Origin of the sequence: Stutzerimonas stutzeri, assembly GCF_002890895.1 — a bacterium.
GTDB classification, from domain to species: domain Bacteria; phylum Pseudomonadota; class Gammaproteobacteria; order Pseudomonadales; family Pseudomonadaceae; genus Stutzerimonas; species Stutzerimonas stutzeri_AB.
In genome coordinates, this window is the sequence record NZ_POUL01000004.1 from 449,879 (window position 1) to 471,290 (window position 21,412).

Genomic DNA, 21,412 nt, shown 5'->3' on the forward strand with positions numbered 1-21,412 from the left:
GAAAGCCATTCCTGCATAGCGGCGGCGCTGGAAGCGCCGCCTTGATCTTCACGCACCGTACTTGCCGAAGCTCGCATCACGTGTGTTTACGTAGAGCGCATACAGCGAGTGGCTGCCCGCCATGAACAGGCGGTTGCCCTTGGCGCCGCCGAAGCACAGGTTGGCACAGCGTTCCGGTAATCGGATCTTGCCGATCGCCTTGCCCGCCGGGTTGAAGATCATCACGCCATCAAGGTCGGCGGTCACCGCTTCCGGGGCGCCTGAGCTGCCCCAGCCACACCACAGATTGCCGTCCTCGTCGCATTTGATGCCGTCCAGTGCGCCATACGCCGAGGCTTCGATGTGCTTGCGGCGTTCGCCAAGGGTGCCGTCGTCCTTGACCGGGTAAGCCCAGATCAACCGGTTCGGCTTGGCCCGACCTTCCACGACATAGAGCGTCTTCTGATCAGGGGAGAAGCACAGCCCGTTAGGCCCGGAAATCGAATCGATCACGCGGGTCACGGCGCCGGTTTCACCGTCGATACGGTAAACGGCATCCGACAGCTCAGTCTGGACCTTGTGGCCCTCGTAATAGTTGCCGGTCTGGAAAGGCGGGTCGGTAAACCAGATCGAGCCGTCGCCGCGAACTGCCAGGTCATTGGGCGAGTTGAAGCGCTTACCTTCGAACTCGCTGGCCAGCACAGTGATGCTGCCGTCTGGCTCGGTGCGGGTCACACGACGGCCCAGATCATTGGTGGTCGAACCTTCGCACGTCAGCAGCCGGCCCTGAAGGTCGCGCGCGAGGCCGTTGGAATGGTTGGAAGGCTGGCGGAACACATCGAAGGAGCCGGTGATTTCGTCCCAACGCATGATGCGGTTTTCCGGAATATCGCTGACCAGCAGGTAGCGACCGTCGCCCACCCAGACAGGGCCCTCTGCCCAGCGCATGCCGGTGGCGAGACGTTCGACGCTGGCGTTGAACAACCGGTACTTGGCGAAACTCTCGTCGAGTATTTCAACCAACTCGTCTGGGTAACGCTGGGTCAGCGGTTCAGCTGAAGCAAGCCTGGGAAAGCCGAGGCTGCCCATCGACGCAACGCCGGCTGAGAACATCAGCGAGCTTTTCAAAAAAGAGCGTCTATCGTTCTCTGGCTTGTCGCTGGTCAGTGGCGCGTTGATGGTGATCGTCATGAGGGCTTCATCCGTTTGTTATTGTTAGACGTCGTACAACATCGATGAGTATTGTCAGCGTCTTTGCCAATGTCAAAGCGAAATGCCGCTGAAATGGGGGTTCTTGAATTGCTCAACACATAATGTTGTCCGATAACTATGGTTTTCATTCAAGGGCGCTCCCGCGGCCTTAGCCACGTAGAATGGCTGTCACGGCAATAGGTGGGGCGGCGAACGGTGGATCTGCAGCAAGGATTTGTGCTCACTCGGCACTGGCGCGATACCGCGGCGGGTACAGAGGTCGAGTTCTGGTTGGCAACTGATGCCGGCCCACGTCGCCTGCGGGTGCCGTACCAGCCTTCGATTGCCTTCATTCCAGCGGCTCAGCAGCGCAAGGTTGAAATGCTGCTCAAGGGCGAGCGCGACGTTGAGCTGCGGCCCTTGAATCTGACTGATTTCCGCCACCGTCCGGTGGTCGGGCTGTATTGCAAGCAGCACCGTCAGCTGATGAACCTCGACAAGCGCCTGCGCGACGCGGGACTGGATGTTTACGAAGGCGACATCCGTCCGCCAGAGCGTTACCTGATGGAGCGCTTTATCACCGCCCCGGTCAGTTATGCCGGCCAGCCGAACGAAGAGGGTGTATGGGTCGAGGCGCAGATCAAGCCTGCGCCGAGCTATCGGCCGCAACTCAGGCTGGTCTCGCTGGACATCGAAACCACCATACGCGGCGAGCTGTATTCCATAGGGCTGGAAGGCTGCGGGGAGCGCCAGGTCTATATGCTCGGTCCGGCCAACGGCAATGCCGAAACCGTGGATTTTCAGCTGGAATACTGCGACAGCCGCAAACAGTTGATCGAAAGACTGAACGACTGGATGGCGCGGCACGACCCAGACGCCATCATTGGCTGGAATCTGGTGCAGTTCGACCTACGGGTGCTGCGTGATCAGGCCCAGCGCTATCAGGTGCCGCTGCGCTTGGGGCGTGGTGGGGAAGAAATGGCCTGGCGTGAACACGGTAGCCGAGGCAACCATTTTTTTGCTGCAGCGGCGGGCCGACTGATCATCGATGGCATCGAAGCCCTGCGCTCGGCCACCTGGAGTTTTTCTTCATTCAGCCTGGAGAATGTCGCGCAAACGCTGCTTGGTGAAGGCAAAGCCATCGACACGCCCTATCAGCGGATGGATGAAATCAACCGCATGTTCGCCGAAGACAAGCCGGCGCTGGCGCGCTACAACCTCAAGGATTGCGAGCTGGTCACGCGGATCTTCCAGAAGACCGAGTTGCTGACCTTTCTGCTCGAACGCGCCACTGTCACCGGGCTGCCAGCCGACCGTAGCGGAGGCTCGGTGGCGGCGTTCGAACACCTCTACATCCCGTTGATGCATCGCCAGGGCTTCGTCGCGCCCAACCTCGGCGAGCGACCACCGGAGGCCAGCCCTGGCGGCTTCGTGATGAATTCTCAGCCGGGCCTGTACGAGTCTGTGCTGGTGCTGGACTACAAGAGCCTTTACCCCTCGATCATCCGTGCCTTTCTGATTGATCCGGTGGGGCTGGTCGAAGGCATGCGCCAACCGGAAGACAGCGACTCGGTGCCCGGCTTTCGCGGTGCGCGTTTCTCGCGTAAGCGGCATTGCCTGCCGGCGATTGTCGAGCGCGTCTGGGAAGGGCGCGAATCGGCCAAGCGCGAGGGCAACAAACCGCTGTCGCAGGCGCTGAAAATCATCATGAATGCTTTCTACGGCGTGCTCGGCTCAAGCGGCTGCCGGTTTTTCGATCCGCGGCTAGCCTCATCGATCACCTTGCGCGGCCACGAGATCATGCGGCGCACCCGCGAGTTGATCGAGGCAGAGGGGTACAGCGTGATCTACGGCGATACCGACTCCACCTTCGTCTGGCTCAAGCGCGCCCATGATGACGAAGACGCCGCGCGTATCGGCAAGCAACTGGTGCAGCGCATCAACGATTGGTGGCGCGATCACCTTCAGCAAACGTTCGGTCTACACAGTGCGCTGGAACTGCAATACGAAACACACTTCAAGCGCTTCCTGATGCCGACCATCCGTGGCGCGGAGGAGGGCAGCAAGAAGCGCTATGCCGGGCTGGTCACGCGTCCCGATGGCAGCGACGGCCTAGTGTTCAAAGGGCTGGAAACGGTGCGGACCGATTGGTCGCCGCTGGCTCAGCAGTTCCAACAGGAGTTGTATCGGCGCATCTTCAGTCGCGAGCCCTATCAGGACTACGTGCGCAGCTACGTCCAACGCACCCTGGCCGGGGAGCTGGACGACCTGCTGATCTTTCGCAAGCGCTTGCGTCGGCGCTTGGATGACTACGAGCGCAACGTCCCGCCACACGTGCGGGCTGCGCGTATTGCCGACGAATACAACCTGCAAAACGGTCGCCAGCGGCAGTACCAGAACGGCGGCTGGATCAGCTACCTGATCACTGTGGCCGGGCCGGAACCGCTCGAAGTGCGGCGGGCGCCTATCGACTACGACCACTACGTGAGCCGCCAACTGCAGCCTGTCGCCGATGCCATCCTGCCGTTCGTGAATGACAGCTTCAACGCACTGATCGACGAGCAGCTCGGCTTGTTCTAACGCGGCTATCAGCCGAGCTGGCTTTTGGCGAGGACCATTGCGACGCCGGCGAAATACAGGCCGATCAGCGTGACGCTTTCGAAGCCGATCTTGCCCAGTCCGTGCTTCTCGCGGCGTAGCAGGCCCATGAGCAACACGCCGGTCATCAGTATCGACAGCGCCACCCAGAGCAGCACGCTGTTGGAAACATGGTGGTAGATCGAACCGTCTCGGTACGCAATATCCGAGGCCGCGACGAACAATGTATCGAACGCGTTGCCTCCGATGATGCCGCCAACGGCCAGAGTCAATGCACCGCGCCTGACGGCCGCGACCGAGGTGACCAGCTCCGGCAGCGACGTCACCACGGCCGTCATGAGAACGCCAACGACCGCTTCGCTGAGCCAGGTTTTGGTTGCGATCTCACTGGCCGCTCCCTCCAGCAACCAGCCGCTGATGCCCAGTATTGCAGCCATGATCACGAAGCGGACCCAGAGTGAAGTCAGCGAGCGATCCGTCGATTCTTCATCCGGCGTGTCCTCGCGAGTCTCGCGGGTACGCGCTGGAAACCACATGGCTTCGTTTTGGCCTTTAGCAATTACGCGCAGGCCATAGAGGTAGCCGAGCAGCAGCAGCGGGGTGACAGGATGAATGGACCAGACGGTGACATCCGGGGAAAAGCAGCCGACAAGGATCAGCGACAGCAGGCACAACACCAGCGTGCCCTGCATGAGATTGCCGATCGAAGCGGCCGCATGCTCCAGGTTAACCCGCCGCAAGGCAAGGTCGGCGACCGTCAGGAACAGCGTCTGTACGGCGATGCCGCCCAGCGCGTTACTCATGGCCAGCTCCGGGCGGCCTTCCCAGGCGGCGGTGACCGACAGGACGATCCCGGACAGCGACGTGGCCATTCCCAGCAGGATGGCACCGGCCATCGCTTCGCCCATGCCGGTGCGGTCGGCGAGTTCATCGACGACCCGTGTCAGGCGGGTGCCCACGATGCCAATCACCACTGCGCAGACCAACAGCAGGCCCACGCTCATCGACAACCCCATTGCCTGAAGTTCTGGCAAAAACACCCCCTCTCGTCTGGCCGCTTCGTTGCGGTGATGACTCTGTAGAGCCACTCGCTTGGCCAGGGTTCAGCTCGCAAGAGCTGTAGAGGCCGTCAGCGCGGTACAAGGGGCCGCGTTCAGGCGTCGCCAAGCCGTTACGCACCGGCCGGAAAGTGGCGATTTTGAGCCTGATCAAGTTCAGCCAGTGGAGGTCTAGTTAGCCTGAGGACTTCTTCAAGCTAGCCCCGGGGCCTGCGATGGCCAAGAAATTCCCGCTTAACCCGCCACATCCCGAGCGCATCTGTTGGGGTTGCGATCGCTATTGTCCAGCCGACTCACTGGCTTGCGGCAATGGTGCCGGCAGAACGCAGCATCCGGCCGAAATGATGGGGGACGATTGGTACGAGTTTGGCGACTGGGGAGACCTTATCGCGACCGACAAGGCTGAGCGAGGCAGCAAGTAGCGCTGCCGGCGTTGCTGCCCGGTCAGTCAGCAGTCGAAGTTGCCGACTGATCGAGCATGTGCCGCACTTTGCCAAGCAGCTCGCCAATCTGAAACGGCTTAACCACCATATCCATGCCTGCCGCGAGAAAGCGATCGCGGCGAACGGCGTTCTCGGCGTAGCCCGTCATGAACAGCACTGGCAACGCAGGGCGGTGGGTTCGCGCTGCGTCAGCCAGATCCCGCCCGGACAGTTGTGGAAGCCCTACGTCGGTCAACAGCAGATCGACGCTGGAATCGTCCTGGAGCACCGACAACGCAGTGGCGACATCGCCGGCTTCGCTGCAGCGGTATCCGGCCTCGCTGAGCATCTCGGCCACCAGCATGCGCACTGCCGGCATGTCCTCGACGATCAGTACATGCTCGCCGTTGCCTTGCGGCATGTCGTTGACCAAAGCGGCTACCGATTGCGTGGCAATGGCAGCCGGTAGCACCAGAGAAACGTGCGTGCCTTCGCCAACAACGCTGCTTAGTCGGGCTTCGCCACCGGACTGCCGGGCAAAACCGTAGATCGAGGACAATCCTAAACCGGTGCCTTGGCCCAGCGGTTTCGTAGTGAAGAAGGGATCGAAGACCTTACCCAGCACATCCGGCGCAATGCCGGTGCCATCATCTTCCACCGTAAGTACGACATAGCTTCCGTCAGCCAGGTCCGCATCGCCCTCACACTGCAACGCTGCGGTTCGGATCGTGATGCTGCCGCCACGGGGCAGGGCGTCGCGTGCATTGATGACCAGGTTGAGGATGGCGCTTTCGAGCTGGTTGGCGTCGACCTGTGCCACCGCACCTTGCTCGGACAGCTCCAGGTTCAGCGATATGTGCTCGCCAATGGTTCGCTGCAAGAGTTCCTCGAGCGAGCGAACCTGATCATTGAGGTCGGCCGGGCGTGCATCAAGCGGTTGCTGGCGGGCGAAAGCCAACAGCCGGTTGGTCATCGAGGCGGCGCTGCGAGCCGAATTCAGCGCTGTATTGGCAAAACGCAGGACGGCATCGGTGCGGCCTTCGTGTACGCGCTTCTTGAGTAGCTCGATGCCGGTAATGATGCCGGTCAGCAGGTTGTTGAAGTCGTGCGCGATGCCGCCGGTCAGCTTGCCCAGCGCGTCCATCTTCTGGGCCTGCATCAGCTGCCCTTCGGTGCGCACGCGCTCGGCGACCTCGCGGGCAAGCTCGTTGGTGGCATTGTCGAGTTGCTGCCGCTGTGAGCGCTCGCGTTGACGCTGTTCGGTAATGTCTTCGATGACGACCAGCCCGAGCTCGGACGCCCGATATGGCGAAACCTGCCACTTGGTTTCACGCCGTTCCCCGGCAACCTGCATGAACAGCGTGTCTTGCCAGCGTGCACCACTGGCTAGGCTCGCCCGCAGTGTCAGCAGTTTGGAATCCTGTCCTTCGGCCAGGCTTGCCGTAAGCGCCGATGGTTGCGGCTGGTCACCCAGCAGCAGGGACAGCGCACGGTTGCTCTCGTGGATCTGCAGGTTCGGGTCGATCACCGCGATAGGTGCTGCCACCTGGGAAAAGATTTCACGAAAGCGAGCCTCGCTTTCGCGCAGCGCATGCTCGGTATCGCGCACACGCAACAGCGTACGCAGCGTCGCCAGAAGCACGTCCGGATCGACAGGGTGGATGAGGTAGGCGTCGGCCCCCGCGTCCAGGCCGGTAATGATGTCGCCGGTCTGGATTGAGGCTGCCGAAACGTGAATAACCGGCAGCAGCCGCGTGCGGTCATCGGTTCGCAGCTGCCGCACGATGTCGAAGCCACTCATGTCCGGTAAGTTCACGTCGAGAATCAGCGCGTCGATTTGCCCGGTGGCGATCAGGCCCAATCCTTCGGTACCCGTTCCGGCTTCGAGCACGGCATAACCGTGGCGCTCCAGTACCCGGCGTATTGCATAGCGAGTGGCAGCGTTGTCATCGACGATCAGCAGCCGGCTCTTATCCATCAGCGCGCTCCGTGGAAATCGCGACGGGAATGATTACGTAGAAAGTCGATCCTACCCCCGGTTTGCTGTCGACGCCCACGCGGCCTCCCAGCAGTTCGGCGAAACGCTTGCACAGCGACAGCCCCAGACCGGTGCCACGCAGACGCTTCTGCAGCGGCGTATCGATCTGCACGAAATCCTCGAACAGGTTGCCGTGCATGTCTTCCGGAATGCCGATGCCTGTGTCCGTCACGGCGAAGCGAACTTCGCCTTCACCTTCGGCGCAGGCGGAAATGCGCACCTCGCCGTTCTGGGTGAACTTGAGGGCGTTGGAGATGAAGTTACGCAGAATTTGCGCGAGCTTTTTGTCGTCCGTGTACAGCCGCGGCATGTCGTGCGGCTCTTCGAAAATCAGATCCACCGCGTTGGCATCGACGATCGGGCGAAACATTCCGCGCAAGGCAGCGAACAGATCCAGCATGTCGAACCAGGCGGGCGATATGGTGATGCGCCCGGCCTCGATCTTCGCCAGATCGAGCAGGTCATCGACCATGTCGCTGAGTTCGCCTGCAGCACCACTGATGAACGATACCTGCTTGTGCTGTTCCGCGCTGAGCGGGCCATCCAGCTCATCGCTGAGCAGGCGCGTAATGCTGCGAATGGAGCCCAAAGGCGTACGGAACTCGTGGCTCATGTACGACAGGAAGCGGCTTTTCAGGTCCGATGCCTGGCGCAGTTGCTCGGCCTGGGTGTCGAGCTCGGCATACAGCGCGAGGACACCCTGGTTGGTTTCCTCGAGCTCGGCGCGTAGCAGATCGTTCTCGCTGCGCATCTGTTCGATGAGGTCGTTCGTGTTCGAGTCAGTCAACGATTGCCTCCAGTGCAATCACCATAACGGTCACGTCATCACGACCGCGACAGAAATCGCGGTGCAACAGCGCTGCAATTATGGCCGGGTGACGATGCACCAGGCCGGGGTAGTCGCGCAGGTCCCAGCGCGACTGCAGTCCATCGCTGTACATGACCAGCAGCTGTCGGGACTCGACGGGGTAATCGAAGGCGACGGCCTTGCGGAACTGGGAGCCCACGATGCCAGGATGGGATGCCATGCCGCGACTCTTTTCAGCAGTCAGCAGGCAGGCCCCGATGTTGCCAATTCCGGCGAAACGCACCTTGCCAGCGTCATGCAAGGCGATCGCTGCTGCCCCACCGCGCGAACCGGTCATCGCCTGGTGCATGTCGAGCATGCTGGTCGTCGGGTCGGCGAACGGGTTCTCGGCAAAGGCGGCAGCACCTGCCAGGCCGGCCGCCTCAGCATCTTCGCCATGTCCGATACCGTCGATGACCAACGCGCTGAGTCGCGAGCCATCGACAGCCAGATGCCAGACGTCCCCGCATGCCGGATCGTTCTTCAGTGAGTGCTGACTGACCCCGAACCGAAGGGGCAGCGCCGAGACGTGCCGCGGGTACAGCTGCGCCAGGACCACCGAACCTCTGCTGTCGGAATAAACGTCGAACAGCTGCGCCTGACGCATCAACGCACCGAGCCCCGTGCCCTGCGTGCCGCCAGTGGAGAAGCCATCGGTCAGGCATTCGTTGGGGTTGAATCCGGGGCCACGGTCAATGGCGATCAGTTCAACGCCATGTCCGCTCTGCGCCGGTATCGCACGCAGATGCAGAGCACCATGGTGTGCATGCTTGAGCAGATTGGTTGCCAGCTCTGTCGCAACGAGCGCCACGCGTCCGGCATCGGTCTCATCGAACGCAAATTCGATGGCAAGCGATTGCGCAACGCGCCGCGCGTGGCCTACCTGACTTTCGTCTTCGATCGGCAGAACGGTGGTCATCGAGCCCTGAATGTTCATGACCATTTGGTAATGCTGATGCGCGTGCCGATGCCGGGTGTACTGTCGAGCTCGAAGTCGTCGACCAAACGCTTGGCGCCGGTCAGCCCCAGGCCGAGGCCGCCGCCAGAGGTCCAGCCATCGGTCAGGGCCAATTTGATATCGGCAATCCCGGGGCCCTCGTCGCGGAAGGTCAGCCGAATGCCGGTACGCGGGCCTTCGTCGAGGATCTCCCAGTCCATGTCGCCGCCGCCACCGTACACGACTGTGTTACGGGCCAGCTCGCTGACGGCAGTAACCAGCTTGGTCTGGTCGATCAAGCGCATACCGCTGTCCTGCGCCAGCTTACGGACCGCCTGGCGGGCCAAGACCACGTCCTGTTCGATCCGTACCGGTGTGCTGCCGCTGCCGCGCACGGTCATTTAGCGGCCATCCGTTTATGCAGCAGCTGCATGCCTCTCTCGACATTGAGCGCCGTGCTGACGCCTTGCAGCGTCAGCCCCAGCTCGACCAGCGTGATCGCGACGGCAGGCTGCATGCCGACCACCACGGTCTCGGCGTCCATGATGCTGGACAGACCCGAGATCGAGCTGATCATGCGGCCGATGAACGAATCGACCATGTCCAGCGCGGAGATGTCGATCAGCACCGCTTTGGCGGACGTCGAGCTGATGCGTTCGGCAAGGTCGTCCTGCAGCGTCATCGCCAGTTGGTCATGCATATCGACCTGAATGGTAACGAGCAGGAACTCGCCCATCCGGAGTATTGGGATGCGCTCCATTACACCGCCTTGCTGACAGTCAGCCCGGAGCGACGCAGCGCAAGCGCCAGCGCATCGGCCAGGGAAGCCTTGGTGACGATGCCCTGCAGATCCAAGCCGAGGTGCACGATGGTTTGTGCAATCTGCGGACGTACGCCGCTGATGATTGCATCGGCGCCCATCAGGCGGATTGCCGTGACGGTTTTCAGCAGGTGCTGCGCGACCAGTGTGTCGACGGTCGGCACACCGGTGATGTCGATGATGGCGATTTCCGAACCGGTATCGACGATGCGCTGCAGCAGCGACTCCATCACCACCTGGGTACGTTGGGAATCAAGGGTGCCGATCATCGGCAGCGCGAGGACGCCATCCCACAGCTTGACCACCGGCGTGGACAGCTCGAGCAGTTCTTCCTGCTGGCGCTTGATGACCGCCTCGCGGGATTTCTGGAACGTGCGAACCGTGTGCAGGCCGAATTGGTCGATCAGCTCGGACAGCGCCCAGAGTTGCTCGGCGAGGATCGCCGGCTCATCGGCATATTCGCTCTGCATCAGCGGCATCAGCGGGCGCTTGAACGAAAAGATGAAGCCGGCGGTTTGCTGAGAGTCGAAGCCGAGCAACACGCGGCTGTGCGACAGCTGTTCGAGGAACTGCCGCATGTCTTCCCAGTTTGATCCGCGCAGATCGGTGGACTCGGCCTGGCCAGCGCCCTCGATCAGTAAACGGATGAACTCGGCCGTCTGCTGGCGAAACTCTTCGATCTTGACGTTGCGGTACAGGCCGCTGGCTTCAAGTTCGCGGGTCCAGCTGTCGAGCAGCTCGTGCTCTTTCTTGGCGATTACAGTGAAGGTGCGTTGTTGCAATGAGGCCATTGGCGCGGGTCCTTTAGGGGAGGTGCAGCGATTGTCGGGTTTGATCCGAATCGCTGACAGGCGTTCCGGTTGAGCAAAACTTCTTACGCTCGATACGCAGGCAGACGGATGGGGCTCTGGAGCAGGCTATACCGATCTTGGAGAACCAGGGTAGACGTGTCTTGCTGGCTGACGCCAGGTTGGCTCGAGATAGAGCATGCGGATATCTCGATGTGCTGGTTCCAGTGTAGTGGCAAAGTGTCGCATTTCGCCTCAAGTTGGTAGCTCGGTCAAGTTTGCCGGACAGACGTCGTGGTCCAGGTCCAGCCGTTTGCTTAAGCAAATCCGCACCTGGAGGGCGGACAGGAGCCCCATCGGTTTCAGCTGTTGCCTAGTTCGAGGCGGGCGGTGAGCGGCGAGTGGCAGCGGCAACATGTGTCAGGTTTGAAACGTCGATCGGACCGGTGAGCGGCTTTAGTCATCGTTGCGTAGGCAGCATCGGCAGCTTGGATTGCCGTCGCCAGACGTGTTTATGCCGCGGGCGGCGAGAGCCGGCCTGGCTTCGCGTGGGGTGAATGGCTACGGAAAAAGGCTTCTCGACACTTGGCGCTCGGTATCCAATGACGACGTCGGCTCGGCGAAACGTGAGCCTGTTCCAGCTCAATCGTCTGCAGGAAGGGAGTGGAAAATCGATCGCACGTGCGTCAAGGAGATGGGCGCCGGAAACGAAGGTTCGGTAATCGTCTCGGCTATCCCCATTCTGGCCAGAGCCCTTGGGAGGTATGGAAGAAGGCGTGGAAACGGCCGAGCAACAAGCCTTTTTCAACGTCCAAGCTTGCCAAGCGCTGCGAGGTTTACTGTTGGATCAACTCAGGGCGCCAGGGCAAATTCTGCAACGAGCGGCTCAAGCGCAGGCTCGCCCTTCGGTATTCGTCCTATCTGAGCTTGAGCAGGTTGCCGCGCCGAGCTGAGCAGGGCGCGGTTCAGCCACTTAGAACCAGCGGTCGTTGCGCTTGCGGCCACGGGTCATGGCTGGGAGGATCAAGCCGACCAGCAGCCCGGCGCCGGCGATGCTGCCGCCGTAAACCATGTAGCGCATCAGTACCTGATTGTTTTCGTCGCCCAAGCGCGCCTGGGCGTCACGCAACTCCGATTCGGTGGCAGTGAGGGCTTCGTCCAGGGCCACACGGCGTGCTTCCAGCTCATCTATCAGCGCCTTGCGCGAATCCAGAGTCTCCTGCATTCCCTTGACGCGGGTTTTCCACGAATCGTCGATGGTTTTCAGCTCTTCGCTCAGCTCGGCCACTTGTTGCTCAAGCTGCGGCAGACGCTCTGCCTGCCCCGGAACCTCCTGCAGATCGCTGCTACGGATCCATACCCGGTCGCCATTTTCGCCGCGGACCTGGCTGTAGTCGCCGCTGGTTTCCAGTAGCTCGACTTTCTCGCCGGACGTGAGGCTGCCGACGATACGGTAGCCGTCGGTTGGGCCGCTGCGCACGTAGGTGGTGAGCGCGTCGCTGACCCAGCGATCAGTGGTCGCCTCCTGGGCATGGGCTGGCGCGATGACGGCTAGCAGCGTACCGAGCAGACCCGCGTTGAAAGCGCAGCGCTGAGCAGCGGACCAGGACATTCGGGACAAGAGTGCAATGAGATGACGAGATAGGGACATGGGGTAGTGTTCGCGCTGGCAAAAATGGAGGCCCCGGTGAACGGGCCTAAACATAAGCGGAATTCCGGGCTGACGAAGTACGCCAGTTGCGTGTTTCGATGAGTCGAACAGCAGGCGTTCCGGAAGTGCCGATCGTAAGCGGGAGGATGTTTTCTCCCAGAATGGAGCCATTGGCCCCTGTAGTTCTGCAGACAGGACTGACAGCGGGAAGCCCTTGGGGTTCATTAAATTTTCACGATTTTGTGCGGGCGGCGTGTCCAGCACCGCTGCAGGGTGGGCCTGAACCAGTGCGAAAGACCAGCTTGCCGCTAGAGCATTTCGACTGTCTGAGCGCGGATCAACAGATGCTCCTGGCGAAAGCGGGTCTCCAGTGACTTGCGATATTCCTTCCACCAGGCACGGTCCAGTTCGGAGGTCATCACTTCATAAATGATCAGGTCGTCTCGCACGGGATGACTGTCGTCTTCCTGCCAGAGCCCGTCGACAGGGGCTCGGCTATGGGCGGTCAGGCCACCGAATTTGGTCATGAGTTCGTCCCGTACTTCAGCCAACAAGGACTTTGGCAATGGCTGTTGGGCGTTGTCGTACAGCGGTAAAAAGAGAAGGACGAGGTGCATGGTCAGGGTCCCCAGCGATCGGCGTGCTTTGTGATACGACCAACCGGCGCGCGCTCGATGCGACAGCCGCGGACCAACGGCAGCTCAACGGCGAATTTGCAGGCGCTGCCGGACTCCAACGGATACACGCACTGGCTGGAGGTAATCCCAAAATGGAATCGTCAACCCCCTCGGTATCCGCCTTGCAGAAAGCGCAGGACATCACGTCGCGCTGGGCCGACGACGAGCTGGGTGCCGATGAGGCGCAGCATGCGCTCAAATCGATCTTTGACCACTGGCAGCCCGGCGATGCCACGACCGAAATCGAGCAGATCGCGGAGTCATCGCTGACTGCGGCACGCATTGCTTTTCAGGATTGGCAGCAGCGCGGCGAGAACTGTGAGGAGCTGGTCACGCAGCTGCGCTGGATTCTCGACCCTTCGAAAGACGGCATCAGCGATCCGGCACTCAATGTCTATGCGCCGCAACGTACGGATTGATGCCTTCGCTTAGCGAGCCAGCAAAACAATCACGGCGATCATCAGCAGCAACGACACACCTTTCCAGAACAGCACCGGGTTGCGCTCCAGAAGCGGCGGGCGCGCCTTGTTCAGAAAAGCCTGATTTGGCTGGCGCAGCTCGAAAACGAACTCCGACAGCTCCTCGTAGCGCTTGTACGGGTCCGGATGCAGCGCCTTGCGCAGCACGTCGTCGATCCAGGCCGGTACGCCGCGGTCGTGCTCGCGGATCGGTTGATAGCTGAGTTTGTTCTGTGCGGCGCGGGTGCGGCAGCTGGCGACCTGAGTGCCGTAGGGCAGGGCGCCGGTCAGCATCTGATAGGTGATCACCGCCAGCGAAAACATGTCGGATCGCGTGCTACCGCTCTCGCCGAGAAAGTACTCCGGTGCAGTGTACTGGGCTGTGCCCAGCAGCTCGTTGCGCTCGATGGGCGACGCCACTTCCATGATGCCGGCCACCCGCGTGGAGCCGAAGTCGATGATTTTCACCGTGCCGGTGGCGTCGATCATGATGTTGGCCGGGCGCAGATCCTGATGCAGCATTTCCAGTCGGTGAAAGGCGCGAACACCCTTGGCAATCTGCTCGACGATGCCGCGGACGGTTTCCAGTTCGGGGCACGGGTTGTCGATCATCCATTGCGCCAGCGTCTGGCCTTCGATGTATTCACTCACGCTGTAGAGGTAGCTGCGTTTGCGCGTCTGCAGGCATGGCTTGGCGACGTGTGCACTATCGATTCGTCGTGCCACCCAGTCCTCCGTGAGGAAACGTTCCAGGTATTGCACATCCCGCTGCAGATCCATCGAGGGCGTTTTGATGATGACCGTTGCGTGGCTGTCATCATCGGTGGCGAGGTAGACATGGCTGCGGCTGCTGGCGTGGACTTCTCGCACGATGGTGTAGCCGTCGAATTTGGCTCGCGCCTCGAGGATGGGCGGAAAGGGCAGTTCGGTCAGCTGTTGCAGGAGTTCGTCGGCAGCCTGCAGTGGCAGCGCCTCGATACGCAGGATTTGCACCGTCAGGTTGTCGTCGCTGCCCTGTTCCAGCGCCTGGGCGACGATGGCCCGTGCGGCTGCGTCCAGATCATCCGCGTTGTGGGCGATGGCGCCGTTCATCGACGGCGCGCTGACGTACTCGTACACGCCGTCGGTGGCGAGGATAAAGGTGTCGCCCACGTCGACCGGTTCGGCGCGATAGTCCAGATCCAGTTGCGGGTGAATGCCCAACGCTCGGCTCAGATAGCTCTTGTCTTCCGAGACCCACATGCGGTGGTCATTGGTCAGCTGCTCGAGCGTAGCGCCCTGAACGCGGTAGATGCGTGAATCGCCCGCATGAAAGAGATGCGCCGTGGTCGATTTGATGACCATGGCGCTGAAGGTGCATACGTAGCCGCGATCCGGATCGAATCGATGGGGGCTCTGTTGGCCCTGGGCGTGCAGCCAGGAATTGGTCGCCATCAGCACCCGTTGCGCCGAGGTTTTCACTGACCATGCGTCCGATGTGCAGTAGTAGTCAGCGAAAAAGCCACTGACCGCTGACTCGCTGGCGATATGGCTGACGGCGCTGCTGCTGATGCCATCGGCCAGGGCGATGGCGATGCCCTTGCTGCTCAGTTGAGGTTCTTTGGGAATGTAGACGCCGTGGAAGTCCTGGTTGGTTTCCTTTACGCCCTTGTCGGTGTGTTGGCCCACCGAAACCTTGAGTTGACTGCTCATGGGATGCAGTGAACCCCGGCTGCCCGGGGTCCACAACCGATCAGCGAACCAGGGCGCGCTTCGGTGCAGTCCGCACGTGGGTGGTGTAAAGCGTCAGACCGGTGAAGGCCAGACCGCCGACCAGGTTGCCCAAGGCCGTCGGGATTTCGTTCCACACCATGTAATCCATGATCGAGAAGTTGCCGCCCATGATCATCGCCGAGGGGAACAGGAACATGTTCACCACCGAATGCTCGAAGCCCATGAAGAAGAACAACATGATCGGCATCCACATGGCGATGACCTTGCCGCTGACCGAGGTGGAAATCATCGCGCCGACCACACCCATCGAGACCATCCAGTTGCACAGCATGCCGCGCAGAAAGATGGTGAACCAGCCAGCGGCACCAAACTCGGCGTAACCCAGCGTACGCGCCTCACCCACGTGAGAGATCTTTTCGCCGACCGGGCCCGGGTCGGTGGAGAAACCCATGGTGAAGACGAACGCCATCATGAAGGCGACTGTCAGCGCTCCGCCGAAGTTACCCAGAAACACCAGTCCCCAGTTGCGCAGCACGCCGTTGACCGTCACGCCCGGACGCTTGTCCAGCAACGCCAGCGGGGTGAGGACGAAGACGCCGGTGAGCAGGTCGAAGCCCATCAGGTAAAGCATGACGAAACCGACCGGGAACAGCATGGCGCCCACCAGCGGCGAGCCGGTCTGCACGGTAATGGTCACGGCGAATACCGCAGCCAGAGCCAGGATGGCGCCGGCCATGAAGGCGCGGATCAGCGTGTCGCGAGTGGACATGAAGACCTTGGACTCACCGGCGTCGACCATTTTGGTGACGAATTCCGAAGGGACGATGTAGGACATTTTTCAGTTCTCTGGTTGTGTTGGCAAAGCAGGTCATCCTGCTGTTGGCGTATCGCTACTCGTTGTGCCGGGCCGCGGTCAGACCGCGGCAATCTCCACTGCATCGCCGTTGAGGCGCGCTGGCCATACTTGCAATTGCTGTTCCGGGTACTCCAGGCAGCTGCCATCGGCCAGGCGGAAGTGCTGCTTGTACAGGGGCGAAGCAATCACCAGGTCGCCTTTCAGCTGCCCCAGAATGCCGCGGCCGATGACATTGGCGCCCGATTTCGGGTCCTTGTTCGAGATGGCGAAGACCTGTTCGCCGGTTTCGGTATCGGGGAGGTGGAACAGCGCCACCTGTTCTCCCTCGAGCCAGGCGACCACGCCTGAATTGGCAACCAGATCGCGGCGGCTGCACAGGGCTCGCCAACTGGCGGATTGAACGGAATCAATACGTACGGCGTTGGGCTGGCTCATCAGAGCACCTCCTCGGTGACGGGAATCAGGTGAAGTTCGTGTGCATGTACCGGCCGGCGCTGGCCGCGTTCCCTGACGAAATGGACGTCCGGGTCGCCGCGCTGGTCGTTGATAAAGGTGCGGAAGCGCTTGAGCTTTTCCGGATCATTGATGGCGTTGGCCCATTCGCATTCGTAGCGGTCGACCACCAGCTGCATCTGCGCTTCCAGCTCGGCGGCCAGGTTCAGGCTGTCGTCGATAACCACCTCCTTGAGGTAGTCCAGGCCGCCTTCCAGCGATTCACGCCACACCGAGGTGCGCTGCAGCTTGTCCGCGGTACGGATGTAGAACATCAGGAAGCGGTCGATGTAGCGGATCAGGGTTTCGTCATCGAGATCGGTGGCGAACAGCTCGGCGTGGCGCGGACGCATGCCGCCGTTTCCGGCGACGTACAGGTTCCAGCCGTTCTCGGTAGCGATCACGCCGATGTCCTTGCTTTGCGCCTCGGCGCATTCGCGGGTGCAACCGGAAACGCCAAACTTGATCTTGTGTGGCGAGCGCAGGCCCTTGTAACGATCCTCCAGGCGCAGCGCCATGCCGACGCTGTCCTGCACGCCGTAGCGGCACCAGGTGCTGCCGACGCACGACTTCACCGTGCGCAGCGACTTGCCGTAGGCGTGACCGGTCTCGAAGCCTGCTTCGATCAGCTCGCCCCAGATGTCCGGAAGTTCGTGTAACTGGGCGCCAAACAGGTCGATGCGCTGGCCGCCGGTTATCTTGGTATAGAGGTCGTATTTCTTGGCCACCGCACCGAGCGCGATCAGCTTGTCCGGGGTGATTTCACCGCCGGCAATGCGCGGCACCACCGAGTAGGTGCCGTTCTTCTGCATGTTCGCCATGAAGGTGTCATTGGTGTCCTGCAGTGGAATCAGCCCTGGGTCGGTGATCGGCTGGTTCCAGCAGGACGCGAGAATCGAACCCACGGCCGGTTTGCAGATGTCGCAGCCGGTGTGGCCGCGGCCGTGTTTGGCGAGCAGTTCATCGAAGCTGATGATCCCTTCGACCCGAACGATCCCGTACAGCTCCTGGCGGGTGTGGGCGAAGTGCTCGCACAGGCTCTTGTCGACTTCGACGCCGCGTGCGGTCAGCTCATGTTCGAAGATCTGCTTGAGCAGGGCACTGCAACCGCCGCAGCCGGTACCGGCCTTGGTTGCGGCCTTCAGTTCGCCGAGTTCGGTGATGCCGGCGTCGACCTGACAGCACACTGCGCCCTTGGTGACGTTGTGGCAGGAGCAGATCGTTGCCGTGTCAGGCAGCGCATCGGCCCCCAGCGTGGGTGCGCCGTCGGACAGCGGCAGGATCAGGCTGGACGGATCGGCCGGAAGCTTGATGCCGTTCTGCGCGTATTGCAGCAAGGTGTCGTAGTAGCTGTTGTCACCGATTAGCACGGCGCCGATGACGCGTTTGCCGTCCTCCGACAGCACCAGACGACGATAGCTGGCGTTGGCTTCATCAATGAAACGGTAGCTCTTGGCGCCAGGTTTGGCGGCGTGGGCATCGCCAATGGAACCGACATCGACGCCGAGCAGCTTGAGTTTGGTCGACATGTCAGCGCCGCTGAACGGCTGGTGCGGTTCGCCGCAGAGCAGGGCAGCCAGGTTACGCGCCATGGTGTAGCCGGGGGCGACCAGGCCGAAGACCATACCGTTCCAGGACGCACACTCACCGATGGCAAAGATCGAGGGATCGCTGGTGCGGTAGTCGGTGTCGATCACCATACCGCCGCGCGGCGCGATTTCCAGCTCGGCGCTGCGGCCCAGGGCATCCTGCGGGCGGATACCGGCAGAGAAAACGATCAGGTCGGTTTCCAGATACTCACTTCTACCATCAGCACCGTCCTGGAAGTTCATCCGGTAGGCGTATTCCTCGCCGATAACGATCTCCTGCGTGGCGCGTGACAGATGCACGCCAACGCCCAGCGCCTCGATGCGAGCTTTGAGTGCGGCGCCGCCTTCTTCATCCAGCTGAACGGGCATCAGGCGCGGCGCGAACTCGACCACATGGGCTTCGAGGCCGAGCGACTTAAGTGCGTTGGCGGCTTCCAGGCCGAGCAGCCCACCACCGACTACGACGCCTCGCTTGGCATTGCTGGCCGCAGCACGGATGGCATCGAGGTCATCCAGGGTGCGGTAGACCAGGCGTGAGTTGCCTTCGGCACCGGGTATCGGTGGCACGAACGGGTAGGAGCCGGTGGCCAGAATCAGCTTGTCGTAAGCCTGGCGGCCTTCGGCGGTGACCACTTCCTTGCGCTCGCGGTCGATCTCCAGCACTTGCACGCCGAGATGGATGTGCACGCCGTGAGTGGCGTAGTAGTCGGCTTCGCACATGGCCAGGGAGTCGGCATCACGCCCCCCGAAGTACTCGGACAGATGCACCCGGTCATAAGCGCGCTGGCGCTCCTCGCCATACACATGGATCTGGTACTGGCCCAGCGCGCCGCGCTCGACCAGCTGCTCCACGCAGTGGTGACCCACCATCCCGTTGCCGATGACGACCAACGTTTCACTTTTGAGCGGGGTGACGATTGCGTTCATGCCGGTTCCTCCGTCGACACCGCGTGCGGTGTCGTCGTACAAAAACAAAAAAGGCGCCTGGAGCTGTCGAGCAGCTCCAGGCGCCTTTGCCTGGAATTTGAGTGTTGTGGGGTGATGTTCGAGCGACGTTGCCCGCTGCACCCGTCCCGTGCCGTTTACGGCTGAGGGTCTACGCTGACCCCGGGATGCACTGCCGAATCAATCGGCAGGCGTTGCATAGGCCATAGCAGGTTGCGTGCCATTGCAGCCCGTGCACTGTCTGGTGGGGCAGAGCCCTTGAGTAGGTGGGGCGTTGAGACGTGTGATTAGCGTCGCTGTCACAGGGCCATAGAGCCAAATGGGGCGTCTGCATGAGCTGCAATGGTGCGGCAACGCCTGAGGGTCCCCATTTGAGGGCATTATCAAACCGGTGTTGGACCTTTGGTCCACGTCAGGCGCCGTTGATGCCTCGGTTCATCAGCGTTCGGCTCCAGACGCCGGCGACGACGATCACAGTTGCACTGTGGACCTTGCATTGCTGACGCCTCGCGCTTTAAGCGCGAGCGCGGCTTTAGTGGCACTCCCGGGTCGCTGCGTAGTGCGCAGCACCGACAGGACGGGCTGAGCGGATGTTGAGTGGCTGATGATCCGTGTTTTTTTGGGTGCCGCCGACCGTTTGGCTATTTTTCAGCTATAGCCATATTCCTGACACAGTGACTTTTTAAGGTGATTCTCCGGTGCCAGAGTGCCGCGCATATCGCACGGCGCCGGCTCCGACCGGATGGAGACACTGACCCATGCGTATCTCGAAGCCGCTGGTCGTGGCGCTTGTCGCTGCGATTTCCGCCCCCGCCATGGCCGCCAGCAATACCTTGGTGGGTTGGGCCATGATGCCTGCCGATACCTTCTCCGATGGCCCGACGTCGGGTCAGATGGCTAGCGCCAATCCCTACGGGACCTTCGCGCCGCCGTATGCAGACCGCCAGCCGGTCCAGGGTTTTTCCGCCGTGCTGCCGGGAGCAGAAGAAAACAGCTTCATCTTCATGACCGACAACGGCTTCGGTGGGCAAACGAACTCGGCCGACACCTTGCTGCGCCTGTATAGCGTGCGGCCTGATTTCCGCACGGCCAGCGGCGGCAGCGGCAAGGTCAGCGCAAGCGACTACCTGAGTGGTGCGCCACTGGCGCGTTTCTCTCATCCGTCTCGGCTGACGCTCAACGACGTCAACCAGAAGCTCGAGCTGCCGATCCAGGCCGACTATCGTTTCTATTACAACGACGGCTCCAAGCCACGCGTAGACAGTGCAATCGACTTCGGTCGCCTGCTGACGGGCGCGGACCTGGACGTCGAGTCAGTGCGCCGCGACAAGCATTGCGCCATGTGGTTTGGCGATGAGTTCGGCCCCTATCTGATCAAGACCGATGCGTCCGGTACCGTCATGCGCAGCGCCATTTCATTGCCCGGCGTTTACGCACCGCAGCACAAGGACGTGGTGGCGGGGCGTGCGGCTGCCAACCTGGCCGGGTCGGGCGGTTTCGAAGGCATGGCAATCAACCCGCGCGGTGACCGTTTGTACGCGTTGCTGGAGAAGACCGTTGACGGCGATCCGACCGGAACACTGCGTATCAATGAGTTCGATATCGACCAGGAGCGTTACACCGGCAACCGGTTCTTCTATCACCTGCAAGCGCCCGAACACGCCATCGGCGACATGACGGCCATCGACGAGACGCGCTTTTTGGTCATCGAGCGCAACGGCGCGACGGCCACCGGCGGCACGCCGTTCAAGAAGATCTACCTGATCGATACGCGCGGCGTCGCCAGTGGCGGGACAGTGCATAAAACTGAGCTGGTCGACCTGATGCAACTAGCTGACCCTGACGACCTGAACGGCGATGGCCAACGCTCGTTCAGCTTTCCCTACGTGACCATTGAAAGCGTGTTGCCGCTGGATTCGCGCACCTTGCTGGTGACTAATGACAACAACTTCCCGTACGGAGGCGGGCGTGGGCTGAATGCGGATGTCACCGAATTCCTGAAGATTCGCCTGGCCAACCCGATTCCCGGCGTCCGTCCGCCCCATGTGCAGCAGGCCAGAGACGCGCGGCGCTGTGAAATGTCGGCCGGGCTGGGGCAGGGCTGAGCCTCGCTTGTGAGCGAAGTGGCGGACACCAAGTGCGGGGCGCTACAGCTTACATATCAAGCATCGAAAGCTTCGCCAGCAAGCTCGCTCATACAGCAGGTACCCGCGAGCAAGTATTCCGTGTAGATACCGTCTTGCCCCTTAGTGCGCAATGGCGAGTCTGGGGTCGAAAGGTTGCCCTGACTTGAGCACGCCATAAGCGATGCTCAACAGCTTTCGCATGGCGGCGCAGACAATCTGCTTGCCGC

At 61.5% G+C, this 21,412-nt stretch carries 18 protein-coding genes and 1 pseudogene; 4 read left to right on the plus strand and 15 right to left on the minus strand.

The annotated features are described in order from the left end of the window. Positions 1-48: 48 nt before the first annotated feature. The gene (locus tag CXK96_RS10455) at positions 49-1,170 is read right to left on the minus strand and encodes an SMP-30/gluconolactonase/LRE family protein (RefSeq protein WP_102836383.1); all 1,122 of its coding nucleotides are present in this window, start codon (positions 1,168-1,170) and stop codon (positions 49-51) included. Between the two features lie 216 nt (positions 1,171-1,386). Here CXK96_RS10455 and CXK96_RS10460 point away from each other — a divergent pair, with 216 nt between their 5' ends. After that, positions 1,387-3,750, plus strand: a complete 2,364-nt coding sequence (locus CXK96_RS10460; protein ID WP_102836384.1) for a DNA polymerase II — start codon at positions 1,387-1,389, stop codon at positions 3,748-3,750. A gap of 8 nt (positions 3,751-3,758) precedes the next feature. On the opposite strand, the gene CXK96_RS10465 is transcribed toward CXK96_RS10460, so the two are convergent. After that, complete coding sequence (locus CXK96_RS10465) at positions 3,759-4,808, minus strand: sodium:calcium antiporter (protein WP_219807527.1); 1,050 nt, start codon at positions 4,806-4,808, stop codon at positions 3,759-3,761. Between the two features lie 233 nt (positions 4,809-5,041). On the opposite strand from CXK96_RS10465, the gene CXK96_RS10470 reads away from it, so the two are divergent. Further along, positions 5,042-5,248: a DUF3079 domain-containing protein gene (locus CXK96_RS10470; protein ID WP_102836386.1), complete on the plus strand. Its 207-nt coding sequence runs from the start codon at positions 5,042-5,044 to the stop codon at positions 5,246-5,248. 22 nt (positions 5,249-5,270) lie between these two features. On the opposite strand, the gene CXK96_RS10475 is transcribed toward CXK96_RS10470, so the two are convergent. From CXK96_RS10475 to CXK96_RS10515, 8 genes are all read right to left on the minus strand, one after another. Then, positions 5,271-7,226: a response regulator gene (locus tag CXK96_RS10475; protein WP_102836387.1), complete on the minus strand. Its 1,956-nt coding sequence runs from the start codon at positions 7,224-7,226 to the stop codon at positions 5,271-5,273. Beyond that, positions 7,219-8,037, minus strand: a complete 819-nt coding sequence (locus CXK96_RS10480) for a sensor histidine kinase (protein WP_102836424.1) — start codon at positions 8,035-8,037, stop codon at positions 7,219-7,221. The genes CXK96_RS10475 and CXK96_RS10480 overlap by 8 nt, the downstream gene beginning before the upstream one ends. 28 nt (positions 8,038-8,065) lie before the next feature. Further along, positions 8,066-9,070 (minus strand): ATP-binding protein, encoded by a 1,005-nt coding sequence (locus CXK96_RS10485; protein WP_102836425.1) that lies wholly within the window; start codon positions 9,068-9,070, stop codon positions 8,066-8,068. Next, positions 9,067-9,471, minus strand: coding sequence for an anti-sigma regulatory factor (locus CXK96_RS10490; RefSeq protein WP_102836388.1), 405 nt, complete (start codon positions 9,469-9,471; stop codon positions 9,067-9,069). The genes CXK96_RS10485 and CXK96_RS10490 overlap by 4 nt, the downstream gene beginning before the upstream one ends. Then, positions 9,468-9,830 carry an STAS domain-containing protein gene (locus CXK96_RS10495; protein ID WP_102836389.1) on the minus strand — a complete coding sequence of 121 codons (363 nt, stop codon included), beginning with the start codon at positions 9,828-9,830 and terminating at the stop codon, positions 9,468-9,470. The genes CXK96_RS10490 and CXK96_RS10495 overlap by 4 nt, the downstream gene beginning before the upstream one ends. Further along, the gene (locus CXK96_RS10500) at positions 9,830-10,681 is read right to left on the minus strand and encodes an STAS domain-containing protein (RefSeq protein WP_102836390.1); all 852 of its coding nucleotides are present in this window, start codon (positions 10,679-10,681) and stop codon (positions 9,830-9,832) included. Before CXK96_RS10500 ends, CXK96_RS10495 begins: the two co-directional genes overlap by 1 nt. Positions 10,682-11,651: 970 nt before the next feature. Next, entirely contained in the window at positions 11,652-12,329 is a 678-nt protein-coding gene (locus CXK96_RS10510) for a TIGR04211 family SH3 domain-containing protein (protein ID WP_102836392.1), read from the minus strand. Positions 12,330-12,637: 308 nt separating this feature from the next. After that, positions 12,638-12,946 carry a hypothetical protein gene (locus CXK96_RS10515; RefSeq protein ID WP_102836393.1) on the minus strand — a complete coding sequence of 103 codons (309 nt, stop codon included), beginning with the start codon at positions 12,944-12,946 and terminating at the stop codon, positions 12,638-12,640. 152 nt (positions 12,947-13,098) lie between these two features. On the opposite strand from CXK96_RS10515, the gene CXK96_RS10520 reads away from it, so the two are divergent. Continuing rightward, a complete protein-coding gene (locus CXK96_RS10520; RefSeq protein ID WP_102836394.1) occupies positions 13,099-13,425 on the plus strand; it encodes a hypothetical protein in 327 nt (108 codons plus the stop codon). A 9-nt stretch (positions 13,426-13,434) separates the two neighbouring features. On the opposite strand, the gene CXK96_RS10525 is transcribed toward CXK96_RS10520, so the two are convergent. The 4 genes from CXK96_RS10525 to nirB all read right to left on the minus strand — a co-directional run bounded on the left by CXK96_RS10525 (position 13,435) and on the right by nirB (position 19,041). Beyond that, a complete protein-coding gene (locus tag CXK96_RS10525) occupies positions 13,435-15,156 on the minus strand; it encodes a bifunctional protein-serine/threonine kinase/phosphatase (RefSeq protein WP_102836395.1) in 1,722 nt (573 codons plus the stop codon). A 40-nt stretch (positions 15,157-15,196) separates the two neighbouring features. Then, entirely contained in the window at positions 15,197-16,012 is an 816-nt protein-coding gene (locus CXK96_RS10530) for a formate/nitrite transporter family protein (RefSeq protein WP_045426707.1), read from the minus strand. Between the two features lie 78 nt (positions 16,013-16,090). Continuing rightward, complete coding sequence (nirD, locus tag CXK96_RS10535; RefSeq protein WP_102836396.1) at positions 16,091-16,468, minus strand: nitrite reductase small subunit NirD; 378 nt, start codon at positions 16,466-16,468, stop codon at positions 16,091-16,093. Beyond that, the gene (gene nirB / locus CXK96_RS10540; RefSeq protein WP_102836397.1) at positions 16,468-19,041 is read right to left on the minus strand and encodes a nitrite reductase large subunit NirB; all 2,574 of its coding nucleotides are present in this window, start codon (positions 19,039-19,041) and stop codon (positions 16,468-16,470) included. Before nirB ends, nirD begins: the two co-directional genes overlap by 1 nt. 776 nt (positions 19,042-19,817) lie before the next feature. Here nirB and CXK96_RS10545 point away from each other — a divergent pair. Further along, positions 19,818-21,164 (plus strand): esterase-like activity of phytase family protein, encoded by a 1,347-nt coding sequence (locus CXK96_RS10545; protein ID WP_102836398.1) that lies wholly within the window; start codon positions 19,818-19,820, stop codon positions 21,162-21,164. A gap of 141 nt (positions 21,165-21,305) precedes the next feature. Here the strand turns inward: CXK96_RS10545 and CXK96_RS10550 are convergent. After that, positions 21,306-21,412 (minus strand): annotated as a pseudogene (locus CXK96_RS10550) (IS110 family transposase); the annotation flags it as partial.

Bases quoted from the DNA above. Each gene is read 5' to 3' on its own strand.
- CXK96_RS10480 (WP_102836424.1), bottom strand. From the start codon at position 8,037: ATGCGCAGCGAGAACGATCTGCTACGCGCCGAGCTCGAGGAAACCAAC.
- CXK96_RS10495 (WP_102836389.1), bottom strand. From the start codon at position 9,830: ATGGAGCGCATCCCAATACTCCGGATGGGCGAGTTCCTGCTCGTTACC.
- CXK96_RS10530 (WP_045426707.1), bottom strand. From the start codon at position 16,012: ATGTCCTACATCGTCCCTTCGGAATTCGTCACCAAAATGGTCGACGCC.
- CXK96_RS10475 (WP_102836387.1), bottom strand. From the start codon at position 7,226: ATGGATAAGAGCCGGCTGCTGATCGTCGATGACAACGCTGCCACTCGC.
- CXK96_RS10510 (WP_102836392.1), bottom strand. From the start codon at position 12,329: ATGTCCCTATCTCGTCATCTCATTGCACTCTTGTCCCGAATGTCCTGG.
- nirD (WP_102836396.1), bottom strand. From the start codon at position 16,468: ATGAGCCAGCCCAACGCCGTACGTATTGATTCCGTTCAATCCGCCAGT.
- CXK96_RS10455 (WP_102836383.1), bottom strand. From the start codon at position 1,170: ATGACGATCACCATCAACGCGCCACTGACCAGCGACAAGCCAGAGAAC.
- CXK96_RS10485 (WP_102836425.1), bottom strand. From the start codon at position 9,070: ATGAACATTCAGGGCTCGATGACCACCGTTCTGCCGATCGAAGACGAA.
- CXK96_RS10525 (WP_102836395.1), bottom strand. From the start codon at position 15,156: ATGAGCAGTCAACTCAAGGTTTCGGTGGGCCAACACACCGACAAGGGC.
- CXK96_RS10470 (WP_102836386.1), top strand. From the start codon at position 5,042: ATGGCCAAGAAATTCCCGCTTAACCCGCCACATCCCGAGCGCATCTGT.
- CXK96_RS10500 (WP_102836390.1), bottom strand. From the start codon at position 10,681: ATGGCCTCATTGCAACAACGCACCTTCACTGTAATCGCCAAGAAAGAG.
- CXK96_RS10515 (WP_102836393.1), bottom strand. From the start codon at position 12,946: ATGCACCTCGTCCTTCTCTTTTTACCGCTGTACGACAACGCCCAACAG.
- CXK96_RS10520 (WP_102836394.1), top strand. From the start codon at position 13,099: ATGGAATCGTCAACCCCCTCGGTATCCGCCTTGCAGAAAGCGCAGGAC.
- CXK96_RS10490 (WP_102836388.1), bottom strand. From the start codon at position 9,471: ATGACCGTGCGCGGCAGCGGCAGCACACCGGTACGGATCGAACAGGAC.
- nirB (WP_102836397.1), bottom strand. From the start codon at position 19,041: ATGAACGCAATCGTCACCCCGCTCAAAAGTGAAACGTTGGTCGTCATC.
- CXK96_RS10545 (WP_102836398.1), top strand. From the start codon at position 19,818: ATGCGTATCTCGAAGCCGCTGGTCGTGGCGCTTGTCGCTGCGATTTCC.